This window comes from Robiginitalea biformata HTCC2501, from assembly GCF_000024125.1.
Taxonomy (GTDB): Bacteria; Bacteroidota; Bacteroidia; order Flavobacteriales; family Flavobacteriaceae; genus Robiginitalea; species Robiginitalea biformata.
Map to the genome: position 1 here is coordinate 2,409,527 of NC_013222.1, position 17,207 is coordinate 2,426,733.

The 17,207-nt window shown below is 57.3% G+C and carries 13 protein-coding genes; 10 read left to right on the forward strand and 3 right to left on the reverse strand.

All coding sequences use genetic code 11. The features are described from left to right. Window positions 1–60: 60 nt before the first annotated feature. The 5 genes from RB2501_RS10705 (at window position 61) to RB2501_RS10725 (ending at window position 9,204) form a co-directional block, all read left to right on the forward strand. Window positions 61–2,883 (forward strand): TonB-dependent receptor, encoded by a 2,823-nt coding sequence (locus RB2501_RS10705; RefSeq protein ID WP_015754833.1) that lies wholly within the window; start codon window positions 61–63, stop codon window positions 2,881–2,883. A 59-nt stretch (window positions 2,884–2,942) separates the two neighbouring features. Beyond that, on the forward strand, window positions 2,943–4,325 hold the full coding sequence (locus RB2501_RS10710) for a DUF4249 domain-containing protein (protein WP_187289165.1): 1,383 nt from the start codon (window positions 2,943–2,945) through the stop codon (window positions 4,323–4,325). A gap of 76 nt (window positions 4,326–4,401) precedes the next feature. After that, window positions 4,402–6,156, forward strand: a complete 1,755-nt coding sequence (locus RB2501_RS10715; protein WP_015754835.1) for a hypothetical protein — start codon at window positions 4,402–4,404, stop codon at window positions 6,154–6,156. A gap of 80 nt (window positions 6,157–6,236) precedes the next feature. Continuing rightward, complete coding sequence (locus tag RB2501_RS10720; RefSeq protein WP_015754836.1) at window positions 6,237–7,775, forward strand: YifB family Mg chelatase-like AAA ATPase; 1,539 nt, start codon at window positions 6,237–6,239, stop codon at window positions 7,773–7,775. Window positions 7,776–7,908: 133 nt separating this feature from the next. Then, on the forward strand, window positions 7,909–9,204 hold the full coding sequence (locus RB2501_RS10725) for a serine hydrolase domain-containing protein (RefSeq protein ID WP_015754837.1): 1,296 nt from the start codon (window positions 7,909–7,911) through the stop codon (window positions 9,202–9,204). A 235-nt stretch (window positions 9,205–9,439) separates the two neighbouring features. On the opposite strand, the gene RB2501_RS10730 is transcribed toward RB2501_RS10725, so the two are convergent. The 3 genes from RB2501_RS10730 to RB2501_RS10740 all read right to left on the reverse strand — a co-directional run bounded on the left by RB2501_RS10730 (window position 9,440) and on the right by RB2501_RS10740 (window position 11,571). After that, window positions 9,440–10,561: a pyridoxal phosphate-dependent aminotransferase gene (locus RB2501_RS10730; RefSeq protein WP_041327199.1), complete on the reverse strand. Its 1,122-nt coding sequence runs from the start codon at window positions 10,559–10,561 to the stop codon at window positions 9,440–9,442. A 252-nt stretch (window positions 10,562–10,813) separates the two neighbouring features. Continuing rightward, the gene (locus RB2501_RS10735) at window positions 10,814–11,110 is read right to left on the reverse strand and encodes a hypothetical protein (protein ID WP_015754839.1); all 297 of its coding nucleotides are present in this window, start codon (window positions 11,108–11,110) and stop codon (window positions 10,814–10,816) included. A 17-nt stretch (window positions 11,111–11,127) separates the two neighbouring features. Further along, a complete protein-coding gene (locus RB2501_RS10740; RefSeq protein ID WP_015754840.1) occupies window positions 11,128–11,571 on the reverse strand; it encodes a hypothetical protein in 444 nt (147 codons plus the stop codon). Window positions 11,572–11,781: 210 nt separating this feature from the next. Between RB2501_RS10740 and RB2501_RS10745 the strand changes: the two genes are divergently transcribed. The 5 genes from RB2501_RS10745 to ilvD all read left to right on the forward strand — a co-directional run bounded on the left by RB2501_RS10745 (window position 11,782) and on the right by ilvD (window position 17,197). Next, a complete protein-coding gene (locus RB2501_RS10745) occupies window positions 11,782–12,972 on the forward strand; it encodes an Nramp family divalent metal transporter (protein ID WP_015754841.1) in 1,191 nt (396 codons plus the stop codon). Window positions 12,973–12,974: 2 nt separating this feature from the next. Further along, complete coding sequence (gene pxpA / locus RB2501_RS10750; RefSeq protein ID WP_238528065.1) at window positions 12,975–13,718, forward strand: 5-oxoprolinase subunit PxpA; 744 nt, start codon at window positions 12,975–12,977, stop codon at window positions 13,716–13,718. Further along, entirely contained in the window at window positions 13,715–14,455 is a 741-nt protein-coding gene (gene pxpB, locus RB2501_RS10755) for a 5-oxoprolinase subunit PxpB (protein WP_015754843.1), read from the forward strand. The genes pxpA and pxpB overlap by 4 nt, the downstream gene beginning before the upstream one ends. Next, window positions 14,442–15,287, forward strand: a complete 846-nt coding sequence (locus RB2501_RS10760; protein WP_015754844.1) for a 5-oxoprolinase subunit C family protein — start codon at window positions 14,442–14,444, stop codon at window positions 15,285–15,287. The genes pxpB and RB2501_RS10760 overlap by 14 nt, the downstream gene beginning before the upstream one ends. 233 nt (window positions 15,288–15,520) lie before the next feature. Next, complete coding sequence (ilvD, locus tag RB2501_RS10765) at window positions 15,521–17,197, forward strand: dihydroxy-acid dehydratase (RefSeq protein WP_015754845.1); 1,677 nt, start codon at window positions 15,521–15,523, stop codon at window positions 17,195–17,197. Window positions 17,198–17,207: the final 10 nt, after the last annotated feature.

Genomic DNA, 17,207 nt, shown 5'->3' on the forward strand with positions numbered 1-17,207 from the left:
ATTTTACAGGGCTATCGTTTTATCCGCTATATTTAGGTTTGGATAGCTAGTTATTTTTTCATGTCGGAAACCTTCCGTAGTGGGATCCCTTCTCAGGTTTACAGCCGCTTATTCCTGATTCTGGCAATTTGCATCCTGGCATCGGCCCCCGTCCGGGCGCAGCAGCCTCCGGATACGCTCCGCATGGACTTCGCCTTTACCGGGATGAAACCCGTCGATGCCCTGAAAGAGCTCTCCAGGCAACAGCAGCTTACCATCTTCTATGTAGCCGATTGGCTGCCGGATTCCCCCCTGAGCCGTTCCTACCGGGATGCCACGATGGGGGACATCCTCGACGACCTCCTGACGGGTACCGAACTCAATTATTTCCGGTACGACTCCCACACGATTGCCCTGACCCGCAATAGCCGGATTTACGACGAGTTGCCGGAGGGTTTTTTCGGAACGCCAATCGAACGCAGGCCGGAAAACGACGAACCCTCAAGGCCTCCGGCACCCCTGCCGATTTTTGTAAGCGAGGAAACCCAGCCGGAGGAAAGGCAGGTGGAAACCGTCCGTATCGGGAGGCAAACCCCCGGGCAGGCAGCGGATTTGTATACGCTCGAAGGATATGTCCGGGAACGGGAGTCCAGGATGCCGGTTGCGGATGTCGCCATCCTGATTACCAACCGGGGCCTGGGCACGGCTACCGATGCCAATGGGTATTACCGCCTGGAACTGCCCCCCGGTCTCCAGGAATTGCGGACGCGTTTTATCGGGATGGAACCGGTCCGCAGGCAGGTAATCCTATACAATAGCGGTCAGCTGGACCTGCTGGTGGAAGAAGCGGTGGAACAGCTCGACGAAGTGGTAGTGCAGGCCGACGCGGACCGGAACGTGGAGGCCGTAACGGCGGGAACAGACCGGATCGATTCCGAGGAGAGTAAGGATATTCCCCTGGTGCTGGGCGAACGCAACCTGCTCGAGGTTGCCGCTTCCCTGCCGGGGATTTCAAAAGCCGGGGAAGGCGCTACGGGGTTGAACGTCCGCGGCGGCCGTACCGATCAGAATCAGTTCCTGCTGAACCACGCACTGGTGTATAACCCCACGCATTTTTTCGGGATTTTCCAGGCACTCAACCCGTTTGTAACTGAGAGCGTGGATATTTACAAAGGGTCCATCCCAGTGGAATTCGGGGGCCGGCTCAGCGCCGTGTTCGATATCCGTACGGTAGACGGGGACACCCTGGACCTTCGGGGCGAGGGGTCAGTAGGCCCGGTTACGGCCAACCTGGCCTTTGAAATCCCCGTAAACAAGGGGCGCTCTTCCCTGGTCCTGGGCGGGCGGGCCGCCTATTCCGACTGGATCCTCCGATCTGTGGGGGAAGAGCGGCTGAGCGGCACAGAGGCTTCTTTCTATGATTTTATCGCCACCTACACAGACCGGATCAATTCCCGCAACCAATTGAAGGCCACGGCCTATTACAGCAAGGACCGCTTCAGCATTACGCGCGATTCCCTGGTGGGTTACAGCAACCGGGCTGCATCCGTTGCGTGGAACCATACCTTTGACGAGCGGAACCTGGCTACGTTTACGCTGGCCAACAGCCGCTACGCCTTCGACATCGGATTCGACGGGGAAGCCAACACGGATTTCGACCTGGGGTATTCGGTGGAGGAGACCGAACTCCGGGCGTGGAACCGATTCCGGATGAACAAGTGCCACCAACTCACCTACGGCCTGGCGGCCAAATACTATCGGGTCAACCCCGGGATCCGAACTCCGGCGGGGCCGGATTCCGACGTGGAACCCACGCAAATCCCCAGGGAGCAGGCATTGGAAGGGGGGCTTTTCCTCTCGGACCGGTTTACCGTAAGCGACCGCCTGGAACTGGAGGCCGGCGTGCGGTATTCCTTTTTCGGCGCATTGGGCCCGTCCCGGCAGCGGGAGTATCCCGAGGGCCAGCCCCGGGACCCGGGTACGGCCACAGACACGCTGTCCTTCGGGAGCGGGGATTTCGTCAAAACCTATGGGGGGCCGGAAATCCGCGCTTCGGCCCGTTACCTGCTGGCTCCCGAGCTCTCCCTGCGCGCGGGGTACAGCAACATGTACCAATACATCCATACGTTGACCAACACCACGACTGTTTCCCCCATCGATACCTGGAAACTCAGTGACTACAACATCCGCCCCCAGAAATCCCGGCAGGTGAGCCTCGGGATCTTTAAAAACATCAATGAAGCCGAGATCGAGGTAAGCCTGGAGGGTTATTACAAATGGTCGGAAGATGTACTGGACTTTAAAACCGGCGCCCGCCTGCTCCTGAATGAAGAAGTGGAAACCGAAGTGATTCAGGGGGAAGGGCAGGCCTATGGCCTGGAATTCCTCATACGCAGAAACCGGGGCAGGCTCAACGGCTGGCTGGGGTATACCTACAGCCGGACCCGGGTGCGCTTCGACAGCCCGTACCCTTCGGAGCAGATCAATGACGGGGAGTTTTTCCCGGCGAATTTCGACCGGCCCCACGACCTCAGCCTGGTGGCGAATTACCGTTTTACCCGCCGCTACAGCCTGTCGATGAACTTCTCCTACCAAACGGGCCGGCCGGTGACGTACCCGGTGGGTCAGTATTATTTCAATAACTCCGAATACGTGCTCTACAGCGACAGGAACAAATTCCGGATCCCGGACTATATCCGCCTGGACCTGGGCATCAATATTGAGGGGAACCACCGGAAGGAAAAGCTCGCCCACAGTTTCTGGACTATTTCCGTTTACAATGTTCTTGGGCGCAGCAACCCCTACTCGGTGTATTTTGTCTCGGAAGGCGGGGAGGTCAAAGCCCTGCAGAGTTCCATATTTGCTATACCGATCCCGTCCATCACCTATAATTTCAAGTTTTGAAGCGATACAGCAACATATCCCACTCCGAATGGGGGCACAGCCTGAAAACCCGGTCCCCGTTGCCGAAGCTCCTTAGGGCGACTGCCCGGGTGCCGAAGCTCCTGAGGGCGGCTGTCTGGTTGCCGGTACTTCTGTTGTTGCCCCAACTGGGTTGCGTGGAAGAAGTGGATATAGAAACAGATGATGCGAGTATTCAGCAGGCGCGCAATGCGCTCGTGGTAGAGGCAACCCTCACGGATGAGCAACGCACCCAGGAGGTATTGCTTTCGCGCGCAGCCGATTTTGAAAACGACAGCATCGTGGAATTTGACGAAGAGGACCCCAGCACGTACATCATCCCCGACCTGGATCCGGCCAACCGCCCCATTTTATATGAAACCGGGGCCACCGTGACTGTGACGGATGATTCCGGCACGGTGTATCCATTTGTGGAAGGCGACCCCGGGAGGTATTTCTCCCAGGCACCCTTTGCCGCCCAGCCCGGGCGCAGCTATCAATTGCGGATTACGCTCCGGGGCGGCCAGCGGATCGTCTCAGAATTGGAAACCCTGGCCGGAACAGCCACCCTGGACGACCTGCGGGCGGAACGCGCCAGCGACCCGTTGCAGGGTGAGGGCATCCGCTTTCTGGTGGACGGTACGTCCATCGGTGGTTCGGATGCTTTTTTCCGGTACACCTTCGAGGAAACCTTCCGGGTGGTAGCCCCGCTCTGGAGCCCGCAGGAATTTGTGCTCAGCGATTACGACCCCTGTGCCGATCCGGTGGAGTACACCTTGGAAATCGTCAACCGGACGGAGGAAAACCAGGTCTGTTACCGCACCGAAGCCTCCAGCGCGATCGTACAGGCCTCTACCGCGGGCCTCGCCGGGGGGCGGTTGCGGAATTTTCCGGTGCATTTCCTCTCCCGGGATACCTATAAAATTGCCGAACGCTACAGTATCCGGGTACGCCAGCTGGTTGAAAACCGGGAGGCCTATTCGTACTATGACCGCCTGCGGAACTTCTCCCAGGAAGGGAATGTATTTGCCCAGGTTCAGCCTGGGTTCCTGCAGGGCAACCTGCAACCCGAAGGAGCGGCCCCCCTGTTGGTGATTGGGTATTTCTCGGTGGCTTCGGTGAGCGAAGAACGGATTTTCCTGAATTATGAAGATTATTTCCCGGGGGAGCCCGAACCGCCGTTTCTCGTACCCTGTTCGCTCTTATCCTCCCCGGAGGCCCATCCCACCTATTGCCCGGCGGAACCGGTCCTGGGTGGATCGGGAGGTGGCTGCCCGCTTTCCGTAATAGAGTTGCTGGACCTGGGGGGCCTGATCAGCTATTACTCGGACAACAATGAAACCGTGGTGACTTCCTGCGCCGGTCCCCATGTTTACGTGCCCCGGGTTTGCGGGGACTGCACGGTGTTGGGGAGCAACCAGGCCCCGGATTTTTGGATTGAATGAGCTGAAGCCTATGGAATTGAAAAGACATATCATTGCTGTTCTTCTTCTTCTTCTGGGAACCTTGTTTATACCTGCTGTGTCCACCGCGCAGGTGGTGATCCGGGACCAGGCCGAAAATGAGGTGCTGCGGTCTGCCCCCCTGGAGACGCTCTACGCCCATACAAGCGCAACGCTCCTCTTTCCGGGCGAATACCTCTATTTCAGCCTGTACTGCATCGACTTGCAGACCTACCGGCTGAGCGCGGCCAGCGCGCTGGCCTATGTACAGCTGACCGGGGAGGACGGCGGTGTCTACCTGCGAAAAAAAATCCGCCTCAGGGGTGGCCGTGGGCAAGGGGAATTATTTATCGGCACGGAAATCCCCTCCGGGGCCTATAAATTGGTGGCTTATACCAACTGGATGCGGAACGGGGGGCGGCAACAGGTATTTATGGCGGATGTCACTGTGATCAACCCCTATCGGCAGGATCAGTCGGCCCTGCTCGGTGACGTTCCCGGCCCGGAAGGGGTACAGGGGGAAGATCCGGCGACTGCGCTCCCCGGACCCGATTCAGCCCCGCCGGACCGGCCGGGCACGCGCGTAGGGGCTGATGGCCTCGAACTGGAAACGGACACTGCGGTGTACGGCCCCCGCGAATGGGTAACACTCAGGCTGAGAAATTACCGGGGTGCCCGGGGATACGGTCATTACTCTGTCAGCATAGGGAAGGTCCCGGATCTGCCAGCCCTCCCGGCACTCACCGCTGAGGCCTATTCGGAAAGGTATCCGGATATGTTTCGGAGGATACCCCAGGGGGTGGGGGACACGGTGGCTCTCCCCGAGCAACGGGGGGAATTGATTGGCGGGCAGTTGTTTGGAAGCCGGGGTGAAGAACCGATAGCGGACGCCTGGTTGGCACTGTCATTCCCCGGGGACAATTTCCAGCTTAAAATGGCCCAAACGGACCCCTTGGGCAGGTTTTTCGCCTACCTGGTGACTCCTTTTTCCGGATCAAAGTGGATTGCGCAGGTCCTGGATTCCACCCAGGGAAGTTATACGATCCGCGCATTTTCAGCCTGGGAAAACTTCGAGCCCGAGAATTTCAGGTCCATAGCGATCGATTCGAGCATGTACGGGGCGGTCCGACAAAGGAGCATCCACAACCAAATCGCCAACAGCTACAATGAAATTACACCGGATACCGTAGTGGCCCCGGGGGAGGAAGACCCCTATTTCGGGGAAATTCCAACCGTATACAACCTGGATGAATTCACGCGTTTCCCCTCGCTCCGGGAGACCCTGGTAGAGATTGTCCAGCACGTCTGGATACGCCGGGAAGCTGACGGGAGCCGGACTTTTTGGGTGCGGGCTCCCCTGGACCCGGCGGGGAGCGAGTACACGGAGGATCCGCCCCTGGTTACCGTCGATGGCGTCCTGGTGGCAGACCACGATGTACTCCTGGACTTCGATGCCCGGCGCATCCGCCGCATTCGCGTATTGCGTGAAAAAAAGCGGCTCGAAAACCGCACATATCAGGGCATGGTGGCTATTGAGACCATCGGGGGAGATTTTGCAGACTACTGGTCATCGCCTTCCGGCCAGGTATTTCCCTATAATCCCCCGGCTCCCGTGAAGCGCTATTTCCGCCAGGGGGAAGGGCCGTCACACCATCCGGACTACCGCTACCAGTTGCTTTGGGAACCCCGGGTGGAACTGGAAACCCAGATGTTGGAATACCGCTTCCGCACCTCGGACGTACCGGGCACTTACCAAATCCGACTGGAAGGGTTTACTACGTATGGCAAGCCGGTAACCCTTGTCGGTTACCTGCAAGTATCCGAAAGGGAATAATCCGCAACTGAGTAATAAAACATGAAGAAGCGGGCTGCAGGCCCTTTTCAGAACGGGCCTTTAGATTTGTCCGAAAACGGATGCTAGCAAAGGTTTACGGATGCGCCGTACTGGGTATTGATGCCCTGCCTGTCACCATAGAAGTCAATATTAACCCGGGCATCGGTTACCACCTTGTAGGCCTGCCCGACAGTGCCATCCGGGAGAGCAATTACCGGATTGCCGCAGCCCTGGGGAACCACGGTTTTCGCATCCCCGGTAAGAAAATCACCATCAACATGGCGCCGGCCGACCTCCGCAAGGAGGGATCGGCATACGACCTGCCACTTGCCATGGGAATCCTTGTAGCCTCCGGTCAGCTCCGGAAGGACGGACTGGATCGGTGCATGCTGATGGGCGAGCTTTCACTGGACGGGGAATTGCAACCTTTAAAAGGGGCGCTATCTATGGCCCTGCAGGCGAAGGAAGCGGGCTTTCGACACCTGATTGTACCGGCCGGAAACGCTCTTGAGGCAGCTGTTGTGGAAGGACTTTGGGTGTTGGGGGCCCGGACCCTCTCGGATGTCATTGAACATTTTCGCGGCAGAAAACTCCTGGAACGGGTAGCGGGGAAAGACTTCCTGCCGGGGCAAATACAGGATGCAAAATTCCCGGATTTCAGGGAGATAAAGGGGCAGGAAACGGTAAAGCGCTGTATGGAAATTGCAGCGGCAGGCGGGCACAATGTGGTACTGATCGGCCCGCCGGGTTCCGGGAAAACGATGCTGGCCCGTCGCCTTCCCGGCATCCTGCCTCCCATGACCCGTGACGAGGCGCTGGAAACGACCAAAATACACAGCGTATCTGCTGTACAGCCTGCCGGCGGCCTTATCGCGGAACGCCCGTTCCGCAACCCGCATCATACCATTTCGGATGTGGCGCTCGTGGGAGGCGGGGCCTATCCGCAACCCGGCGAAATTTCCCTGGCCCATAATGGGGTACTTTTCCTGGATGAGCTACCTGAATTCAGGAGGCAGGTGCTCGAGGTCCTGCGGCAACCCCTGGAAGACCGGAACATCACCATCTCCCGTTCCCGATTCCGCATCACCTATCCGTGTAGTTTTATGCTGGTGGCGAGCATGAACCCTACTCCCGGCGGGCATTTTCCCGAGGACACGGGGGGTCACAGCGTACAGGAATCGGAAATGCGAAAATACCTGGGGCGAATATCCGGGCCGTTGTTGGATCGCATCGACCTGCACATGGAGGTGCGGCCGGTCCCGTTCCGCCAATTGTCCGATTCCCGGTGCGGGGAGAGCAGTGCAGTTATCCGCAACCGGGTGGTACGCGCCCGGGAGGTACAGGGACATCGGCTGTCCGGCACCGGGGCCTATTGCAACGCGCAAATGGACGTCCGGATGATCCGCGAACATTGCCGTTTAAAGCCCGGTCCCGGGAAGCTCCTCGCCCGGGCCATGGAACGGCTGCACCTCTCCGCCAGGGCCTACGACCGGATTTTGAAGGTAGCCCGGACCATTGCGGATTTGCAGGGGAGGCGAACCATAGGGGAATCGGAAATTGCAGAAGCCATCCAATACCGCAGCCTGGATCGTTTCGGCAGCCCGGGAAGCGAATGGTAGCCGGCCTTGATTCTGAAGAAAAGGTAAAATCCGGGATTCGGGCCGGATAAAATGTAATAATCCCCGGTTGAATGGGTTATTAACTAAGAAGAACTAATTATTTTCATCCCGAATCCCAAAGACGAATCTTCCTATGTGGCGTATCAAAATTGCGGTATTCATCACCTTCCTGATCCTGATACTCGGGGTATCCCTGGGCACTTCGGGCCCGGTAGAAGGTCGGAAAACCGGAAAGGCCGGGGAGGAATCTGCAGCCCGCCGGGAGGGATACAAGCCAAGGGAGGGATTCAACCAAATGGAGGCTGTCCGATTCCGGAAAAGCCGGAAGGAAATCGCGGAGGCTGTTCGCCGTTATTTCCAGGAAGCCCTGGCCTCCGGGGATATCGTTGGGGCCGGGGTAAGTATTGTGCTGGGCGATAGCGTCCTTCTCAGCGACGGATACGGCCTCAGGAACAGCAACCACCCGGATCCGGTGGATGCGCGAACCGTCTTCAGGCTGGGTTCGCTGTCCAAGGGGTTTGCGGGCATCCTGGCCGCGAATCTAGCCGACCAACAATTGCTGTCTCCCGAAGATCCGGTAATCCGTTATATTCCGGAATTTCGATTCGGGGACGCGGGGCATACCCGGGGCGTTAACCTGGGCCACCTGCTGACCCACACTTCCGGGGCCCCTTACCACAGTTATACCAACCTGGTGGAAGCCGGTCTGGACCTGACGGAAATCGCCGGGCGCTTTGACGAGGTTTCGCCCATCGGGAAGCCCGGTTCGGTATACAGTTATCAGAATGCGCTTTTTGCCCTTTCCGGGGAGATCATGGAACGGGTTACCGGGCAGCCCCTCGGCCGGCTGCTGGAAGAACGATTTTTCAAGCCGCTCGAGATGTGTGCCACTGGCACGGACCACGAATCCCTATTGAAAGCGGTAAATATAGCCCTTCCCCATACGAAGCGCCGGAAAGGCTGGCGCCCCCGGAAGCTGACGGACAATTACTACAACGCCATTGCGGCGGGCGGAATCAATGCCAGTGCCCTGGACATGGCCCAATGGATGCACCTGTTGTTGGGTCGTTATCCGGAAATCCTCAGTGAGGGCGCGCGGCAAATCGCATTCAATCCCCGCGTTGAAATACCAGGGCGCAGTAAATACTACCAGCGTTGGCCCGGTCATGTGTCTTCCCACTACGGATTTGGCTGGCGCATTCACAAATTCAGGGAAAAGGGTTCGGGGCAGTTGCAGACGATGGTACACCACGGAGGCAGCGTCAACGGGTTTCGCAACGAAATTGCCCTCTACCCGGAGTCAGAGCTGGGAATATGCGTCCTTTTAAACAGCCATTCCAGACTGGCTTCCCATGTGATCCCGGACCTCTACGAAATCGTGCGGGATATTCACTACTGTGCAGATTCTCACCTCGCATTGAATAACTGAAAACATAAAAAACAACAACCAACCGATCCGGGGCCGAATGACGCCTTCTGACGTTTGCCGGCATTCCTGGTTCAGATGGCTGTTGCGATCCGTGAACGGGTTGTTTCGGGGGCGGTTACCTATGTATTTTTAACAGGGTATCCGGGGCCAAAATAAATGAAAGAGAGGAAATTTCCTACAATATTCGATGAACGGCAAACCGTACTTCTCCGGTTTCATTCCAGAATAAAGAAAATCAGCCTATTACCTTTTTCAGGGCATTGCCAAAAGCAGCTACTTCCTCCATCCGACCCGTACTGATGCGCGCCCAATCGTAGAGCGGGGGGAAGGGCCGACCGATCAGCACCCCCTCGGACTCCATCCGGGACTGGAGCGTCCGAATATCCATGCCGCTTTTGAAAAACACAAAGTTTGTATGGGATTTTACAGCCGGCAAACCCAGGTCCTCCAGGGTGGCGTAGATGCTTTTTTTAGCCATTTCGTTCTGCTTCAGACTTTCCTTATAGAAATCGTCATCGCCCAGTGCCGCCTCGGCGGCAATCAGTGCCGGAGTACCGGTATGGGCCATCAGCGCCTCGCGCAGCCGGCTGGCAATATCGGGCCGGGCCACCAGGTAGCCGATGCGAAAGCCGGCAAGCCCGTACACTTTGGAAAAAGTACGGGAAACGATCACGTTCCTGCCTTCACGCACGAGTTCTACCATGGAGGGATAGTCGGGTTCTGTAATATAGTCAAAGTAGGCCTCGTCGCTGAAAACTACCGCCCTGCTATCCACTGAAGTACAAAAATCGCGCAATGTATTCCCATCCAGGATGGTCCCGGACGGGTTGTTGGGGTTGCATAGGAAAATCAACCGGGTTTTGGAGGTTACGCGCCGCTCCATGGCGTCCAGGTCGTGTACCAGCTTGTCGTCCAGGGGTACCCGGTGTACGTAGGCCCCGAAGAGTTCCGCATACCGAAGCAGGGCCTGGAAAGTAGGGTCTGCCGCGATTATTTCCCCATTGTTCAGTCCGTAGACCAGTCCGGCGGCCTTCAGGCCTTCCGTGGATCCCCCCGTCAGGACCACACAGGATTCCGGGACTTCTTCCCGGGCGGCAATGGCAGACACCAGCGGCCCCATGTAGGAATACGGGTAGCGACAGCCCAGGTCCATCCGCTCGCTGAGGGCACGACGAACGCGCTCCGAGGGGCCGAGCGGATTTTCGTTGGAACTCAGGCGGATCGGGCCCCTGGCTGAAATTGCCGGATTTTCCGTGCGGCTTGCGCCATGAACCAGTTGCGGGGCGCCCCCCAGGAGCGCGAACCCCCCGCCCAGGGCCACCGTCCGCAGCCAGTTTCTTCTGTCAGTTGTTGTCATAATTTAAAATTGTGGAATAACCAGGTTGATATTTCCTCCTTAAGATACGAAATATTGGGGGCAGCCGCAGCGATTTAGATTTGGATGAAGCTGGGTTTTCGCGCTGGCAGCCGCAGCGATTTCGATTTGGATGCAGCTACAAATTAAGCGGGGGAAAGTACATGCCGCTGTTTACCCAGCGGGCATAAAAAAACCCGGGGATTCCTGAAATAAGGAACTCCCGGGAGTATGGCGCGGATTAAAAATTACGCGTTAGAGCCTGAATATGGTATTGCTGAAGAGGATGGCGACCATCAGGACCACCATGGCCAGGTTCACCGTGATAGCGATTACTTTCTTTTCGGTCAGGGGCTCATGCATGCCTTTAACGATGTAAAACGTCCCCATAATCCCCAGGCACCCGGAAAGGACAATCGGGAACCCGAACAGATAGCGGGAGACAGCCGGATGGATATTGATCATGATGGCCAGGGCTGCAAAAGTCAGCAGGATCAGGATCAGTTTGCTCATCCGGTAAGAGCGTTCTGTAAATTTGATTTCGGCATCCATAAGCATTGTTTTAAAGGTTAAACAACTTTGATGTTGCTTCTCAATCCTTCGATTATGCCCTCGATATTCACCAGGGTTTCCTGCAGGTATTTATGCACCAGGAAATCCGGGATGCGAATCGTTGTAAATCCGTTTTTGAAGGAATGCATGGTTTCTTCCAGGTCGTTCATGGCCTGGTCGTGGGTCATCGCCCCGTGACCCGTGTCGATTTCTATATTGAGCTTCACCCGGGATACGGCCAGGTGGACGGTTTTCTTTCCGTCCCACCAGGCGAGCATCGCCCGGATACCCATCTTTTTGAGGCCGTAATACAATTGTATGGCTTCGACGGGTACTTCGTGTGTCCGCATGAGTTTCACCATCCGGTTCCTGTGTGCGGGGCACAGTTCCAGGTTTAACAACTCCAGGGCCTCGCGGTGATCCAGGTAGCTGAGTTCTTTTTGACATTCCAGGCAAGTCATATGCACAGGTTAGATTAGTAAGTTTCGGGATAGTAATAACCGGACCCGGGCTCGTTTATTATATCGATTCGACGTATGACACCCCACTTTTAGACGAACGGCAACTTTTCCGATGAAATGCACCATTTCCGACAGGGGGGCGTGGCGTGTTCCGGGGTTTCCTCCTTCAGGGAATCCCGTATATTTACCCGGATACCAATATGCACGTATATGTTTAAAAAGTCCGGTCCGGGAATGCTTATTGCCGCGGCCTTTATCGGCCCGGGAACCGTTACCACCTGCCTGAGGGCAGGGGTGGAGATGGGGTATGCACTTTTGTGGGCGCTGCTGTTGTCCGTGGTTGCCACCATTGTCCTGCAGGAAATGGCCGGAAGGCTTGGGCTGGTCACGAGGCGCGGGTTGCCGTCCCTTATACGGAAACGGGTAACCCTTCCCTGGCTCCGGATCCTGATGGTGGGACTGATACTCGTTGCCATCGTAGCGGGGAACGCAGCCTATGAAGCGGGGAATATAGCCGGCGGCGTCCTGGGCCTGGAGGCGCTCCTGGGTTCCGGTGCCTTTGGCGTCTATCCCTGGATATGCGGTTCCCTGGCATTTATCCTCCTCTGGCTGGGGTCCTACAAAGCGCTGGAACGCGTTTTCACAGGGCTGGTACTTCTTATGAGCCTCTCCTTTTTGATAACGGCATTCCTGGTACAACCCGATATCCCGGCACTGTTCCGCGGGCTGGTGACGCCCAACCTGGACGGGGATTCCATATTTACGGTCCTGGCGCTGATCGGCACCACGGTGGTACCCTACAACCTGTTCCTCTATACGGCCCTTGTAACGGAAAAATGGGAAAACTCGGGGGCTGTCCAAAGCATGCGTCGGGATATATTCTGGTCGGTGGCCATTGGCGGCGTGGTATCCATGTCTATTGTAGTGACTGCGGCCGGATCCGGGATGGGGGTTGTGGCGGACGTCCTTGACCTGGCCGCGGCCCTGGAACCCATTTATGGAAAGGCTGCCCGGTTCGGGTTGGGGGTAGGGCTATTTGCAGCCGGGATTAGTTCGGCCATCACGGCCCCGTTGGCGGCGGCCTATGTTTCCCGCCAAACCTTTGACTGGCCTGCGGACAGGAAGGATTGGCGATTCCGGTCCGTATGGGTTGGGGTACTGATCATCGGGGTGTTATCCCTGTCGCTGGAATATCGCCCCCTGGAAATTATCTATGTAGCCCAGATTGCCAATGCCATTGTACTGCCGGTTATTGCAGCCTTCCTCTGGTGGATGATCCGCAGTCGCCAACTCATGGGGGACCAGCGGAATACCGTAGCAAGGGACCTCGTGGCCCTGGTGATAATCGGCATAGTTACCCTGCTGGCGGCCAAAACCATTTATTCCATTTTAATCGAATGACCATGCCAAATTTCGAGATCGATTTAAACTGCGACGTAGGAGAGGGGGTGGGGAACGAGCAGGAGTTGTTTCCCCATATCAGCTCCTGCAATATCGCCTGCGGGGGACATGCCGGCAACCGGGAATCCATGAAAGAAATTGTCACCCTGGCCGGAAAAGCAGGGGTTCGGGCCGGCGCCCACCCTTCGTATCCCGACCGGGAGAACTTTGGGAGGAAACACATGCAACTTACAGCCCGGGAACTGGAAGAATCGCTCCTGGAACAACTACAGCTGCTGGATGAGGTGGCGGCGGCCGCCGGCGTGCCTTTGCATCATATCAAGGCACATGGAGCCCTCTATAACGACCTGGCGGCAAACCCGGCACTGGCCCGGGAGTACCTCCGGATCCTCACCCCGTACCGGGAGAGCCGGGTATTGTTCGTACCTGCAGGTTCCGACCTGATGCGCCGCGCATTATCCCTGGGCTACCGGGTCTGGGGCGAAGCGTTCGCGGACCGGGCGTACAACGCCGACGGAAGTTTGGTTGCCCGATCCGAGCCGGGAGCCGTTCTGACCGAACCCTCCCGGGTATTCCGGCAGGTTCGGGACCTGGTTTTGCGCGGCCGGGCCACCACTCCGGAGGGCCGGGAGATTAAGCTGTCACCGGATACCATTTGCATCCACGGGGATACGCCCGGCGCATTGGAAATATTAATGTATCTTTCTCTCGAATTACCCAAAGAATCAATCCGACTGCTATCGTGAAACCCCCACCTTTCCGGATCAAGGCATACGGCCCGGAAGCTGTCCTGCTCGAGTGGCCGGAGGCTGTTAGTGAGGATATCCTTACGGACGTCCTCGGGTTTGCAGATTACCTCCGGGAACACTGCCTGAAGGACGCCGCTTGGGAATTGGTCCCGATTTACCACAGCCTGTTGCTTTTCAAAGGATCCAAAATAGACCTGGAACCTTTCAGCAGGTCTTTAAAGAAATGGTTTGAACAGTATCCCGGGCCCTCCCAAAGGACCGTGCAGGATTGGGTGCTGCCCGTGTGCTACGACCCGGAATTTGGCCCGGATCTCGAAGATGTGGCGGAACGACTTGAAATTGACACAGAAGAAGTTATCCGACGCCATTGTGCGCAGGCGTACCGGGTGTACGGAATAGGCTTCCTTCCCGGATTCCTGTACCTGGGCGGTGTGCCGGCCAACCTGGAGGTGCCCAGGAAGGAGAACCCCAGGCTCAAGGTAGCCAGGGGGTCCGTGGGGCTGGCCTCCCAGCAAACGGGGATCTACCCCCAGGAGTCACCGGGCGGCTGGAACCTGATCGGGCGTTGTCCGATCCCACTTTTCGACCCGACCCGCCAACCCCCATGCTTTATTGCCCAGGGAGATACCGTGCGTTTCCGGCCGGTTAGCGAGGCGGAGTTCAACCTCCACCGAATCGAAGCAGAGGTGGGGGTTTATGATTTTAAAAAGAAATACGGGCATGCTAAAGGTTAAAAAGGCGGGATTTTACACTTCCGTCCAGGATCGCGGCCGATTCGGATACCGCCACCAGGGCGTACCGGTATCCGGAGCCTGTGACCTCATCGCTGCAGGCAGGGCGAATTCCCTCCTGGAAAACGACCCGGATGCCGCCTTGCTGGAAATCACCATGCAAGGCCCCGAATTGGTGTTTAATGAACCCACCTATATTGCGCTTAGCGGGGCCGATATGGAAGTGACTCTCGACGGGGAAGTACTGGCCATGGAACAGGTCCACCGGGTAGGGGGGGGCAGTGAACTCCGTTGCAGCCGTACGCGAAACGGATTCCGGACGTACCTGGGAATCAAAGGGGGGCTGCTGACCGAATCGGTCCTCGGCAGCCGGTCGTATTATCCGCCGGTAACCAGGCACCGGAAATTGTCTGCCCTGATGGAACTGCCCTATGAGCCTACGGAGGCATTCGAACCAAAACTCCTGAAACTGAGCCCTTCTGAATTCTGGAAGGAGGAAAAACTGGAGGCGTTTCCGGGGCCGGAATACGACCTGCTCAGCCAGAAACAACGGGAAATGCTATTTTCCACGCGTTTTACCCTGGGCAAGGAACACGACCGGATGGCCTGCCAACTGCAGGAACACCTTCCCGGACATTTGATCCGGATGATTACTTCAGCCACCCTGCCCGGGACCGTCCAACTGACCCCCGCAGGCCGCCTGATCATCCTGCTTCGAGACGGGCAAACCACCGGAGGGTATCCCCGGGTCCTGCAACTCGCATCCCGGTCCGTTTCCGTCCTGGCCCAGAAACATTCGGCAGACCGCGTGCGTTTTGTAAGCGCCGGGAATTAGGCCAACCCCCTGGTCTACCCGCTGCAGACAATGGCCTGGAGCGTTGGAATACCTCCCCGAGGGCAGCGTTGAATATGGTAATTTTTGCACACTAACTCCCTGAAAAACAGTAATTTTTAACATTTAGGCTCAAAATGAGCCTGTAGCTCCGCGCCTGCTTGCCTTCCCCGGAGTTGTCAAAGCCATATCTTTGATTTTGGCAAAAATACGACCCGGACAAAACCAGCGGAAGAATGAACCTGAACAAATACAGTAAAAACGTCACACAGGACCCCACCCAACCGGCAGCGCAGGCCATGCTTTATGCCATTGGCCTGACCGAGGAGGACCTTGAAAAACCCCTGATCGGGATTGCCAGCACCGGGTATGAAGGCAACCCGTGCAACATGCACCTGAACGATCTGGCGCTGCACGTGAAGGAAGGCGTGAACCGCTCCGATCTGGTAGGGCTGATTTTCAATACGATCGGGGTGAGTGACGGGATATCCATGGGAACCTACGGGATGCGTTATTCCCTCCCTTCCCGGGATATTATTGCCGATTCCATGGAGACCGTGGTCCAGGCGATGAACTACGACGGCCTGGTAACTGTAGTGGGCTGTGACAAGAACATGCCCGGGGCGCTGATGGCGATGATCCGCCTGAACCGCCCCTCCGTAATGGTTTACGGGGGAACCATTGCATCCGGTTGCCTGAACAACCGGAAACTCGATGTGGTATCGGCTTTTGAGGCCTGGGGCCAGAAAGTGGCCGGGAATATGCAGGAGGAGGAATACAAACAAGTAATCCAGAACGCCTGCCCGGGAGCTGGTGCCTGTGGCGGGATGTATACGGCCAACACGATGGCATCGGCTATCGAAGCCCTGGGGATGGCCCTGCCTTACAACTCTTCGAACCCAGCCACCGGTTCGGAAAAGCAGGAAGATTGCACCCGCGCCGGCCAGGCGGTGCGCACCTTGCTCGAAAAAGATATCAAGCCGCTCGACATTATTACAAAAAAGTCCCTGGAGAATGCCATCCGCCTCGTAGTGGTGATGGGGGGGTCCACGAATGCCGTCCTGCACTTCCTGGCCATTGCCAAGGCAGCGCGCGTACCGTTTACCCTGGACGATTTCCAGCGGATCAGTGACGAAACGCCCTTTTTGGCAGACCTGAAGCCCAGCGGCAAATACCTGATGGAAGATGTCCACCGGGTGGGCGGCGTGCCTGCCGTCCTTAAATTCCTGCTCGCTGAAGGCATGCTCCACGGGGATTGCCTGACAGTTACTGGAAAAACCCTTGCCGAGAACCTAAAGGATGTCCCGGATCTGGAAGCCGGTCAGGAGGTTATCCGGCCCCTTTCCGACCCGATCAAGAAAACCGGGCACCTGCGTATCCTGTACGGGAACCTCGCACCCACAGGTTCGGTTGCCAAAATCACCGGGAAGGAGGGACTCCGGTTCCAGGGACCCGCCCGCGTATTTGAGGACGAATTTGAAGCAAACCGGGGCATAGGCGAAGGCAAAGTTTCCCGGGGGGATGTGGTAGTCATCCGCTACGAAGGTCCCCAGGGTGGGCCTGGTATGCCCGAAATGCTCAAGCCCACCAGTGCCATCATGGGGGCCGGCCTGGGCAAGGATGTGGCCCTGATCACCGATGGCCGCTTTTCGGGTGGTACCCACGGATTTGTAGTGGGGCATGTAACACCCGAAGCACAGGCCGGAGGCCCGATTGCCCTGCTCCGGGACGGGGACATCATCACCATCGACGCCGAAGCCAATACGCTTTCGGTAGACCTGAGCGACGAGGAGCTCAACCGGCGGCGGGCAGCCTGGAAGGCCCCTGAACTAAAGGTGAAGCGGGGCAGCCTGTACAAATATGCCAAAACGGTTTCATCGGCCTCTGAAGGCTGTGTTACCGATGAAATTTGATAAACTTAAT

Excerpts from the sequence above, each read along its gene's own strand:
- RB2501_RS10705 (WP_015754833.1), top strand. The coding sequence starts at position 61 with ATGTCGGAAACCTTCCGTAGTGGGATCCCTTCTCAGGTTTACAGCCGC.
- RB2501_RS10720 (WP_015754836.1), top strand. The coding sequence starts at position 6,237 with ATGCTAGCAAAGGTTTACGGATGCGCCGTACTGGGTATTGATGCCCTG.
- RB2501_RS10725 (WP_015754837.1), top strand. The coding sequence starts at position 7,909 with ATGTGGCGTATCAAAATTGCGGTATTCATCACCTTCCTGATCCTGATA.
- RB2501_RS10730 (WP_041327199.1), bottom strand. The coding sequence starts at position 10,561 with ATGACAACAACTGACAGAAGAAACTGGCTGCGGACGGTGGCCCTGGGC.
- RB2501_RS10735 (WP_015754839.1), bottom strand. The coding sequence starts at position 11,110 with ATGGATGCCGAAATCAAATTTACAGAACGCTCTTACCGGATGAGCAAA.
- RB2501_RS10740 (WP_015754840.1), bottom strand. The coding sequence starts at position 11,571 with ATGACTTGCCTGGAATGTCAAAAAGAACTCAGCTACCTGGATCACCGC.
- RB2501_RS10745 (WP_015754841.1), top strand. The coding sequence starts at position 11,782 with ATGTTTAAAAAGTCCGGTCCGGGAATGCTTATTGCCGCGGCCTTTATC.
- pxpA (WP_238528065.1), top strand. The coding sequence starts at position 12,975 with ATGCCAAATTTCGAGATCGATTTAAACTGCGACGTAGGAGAGGGGGTG.
- RB2501_RS10760 (WP_015754844.1), top strand. The coding sequence starts at position 14,442 with ATGCTAAAGGTTAAAAAGGCGGGATTTTACACTTCCGTCCAGGATCGC.
- ilvD (WP_015754845.1), top strand. The coding sequence starts at position 15,521 with ATGAACCTGAACAAATACAGTAAAAACGTCACACAGGACCCCACCCAA.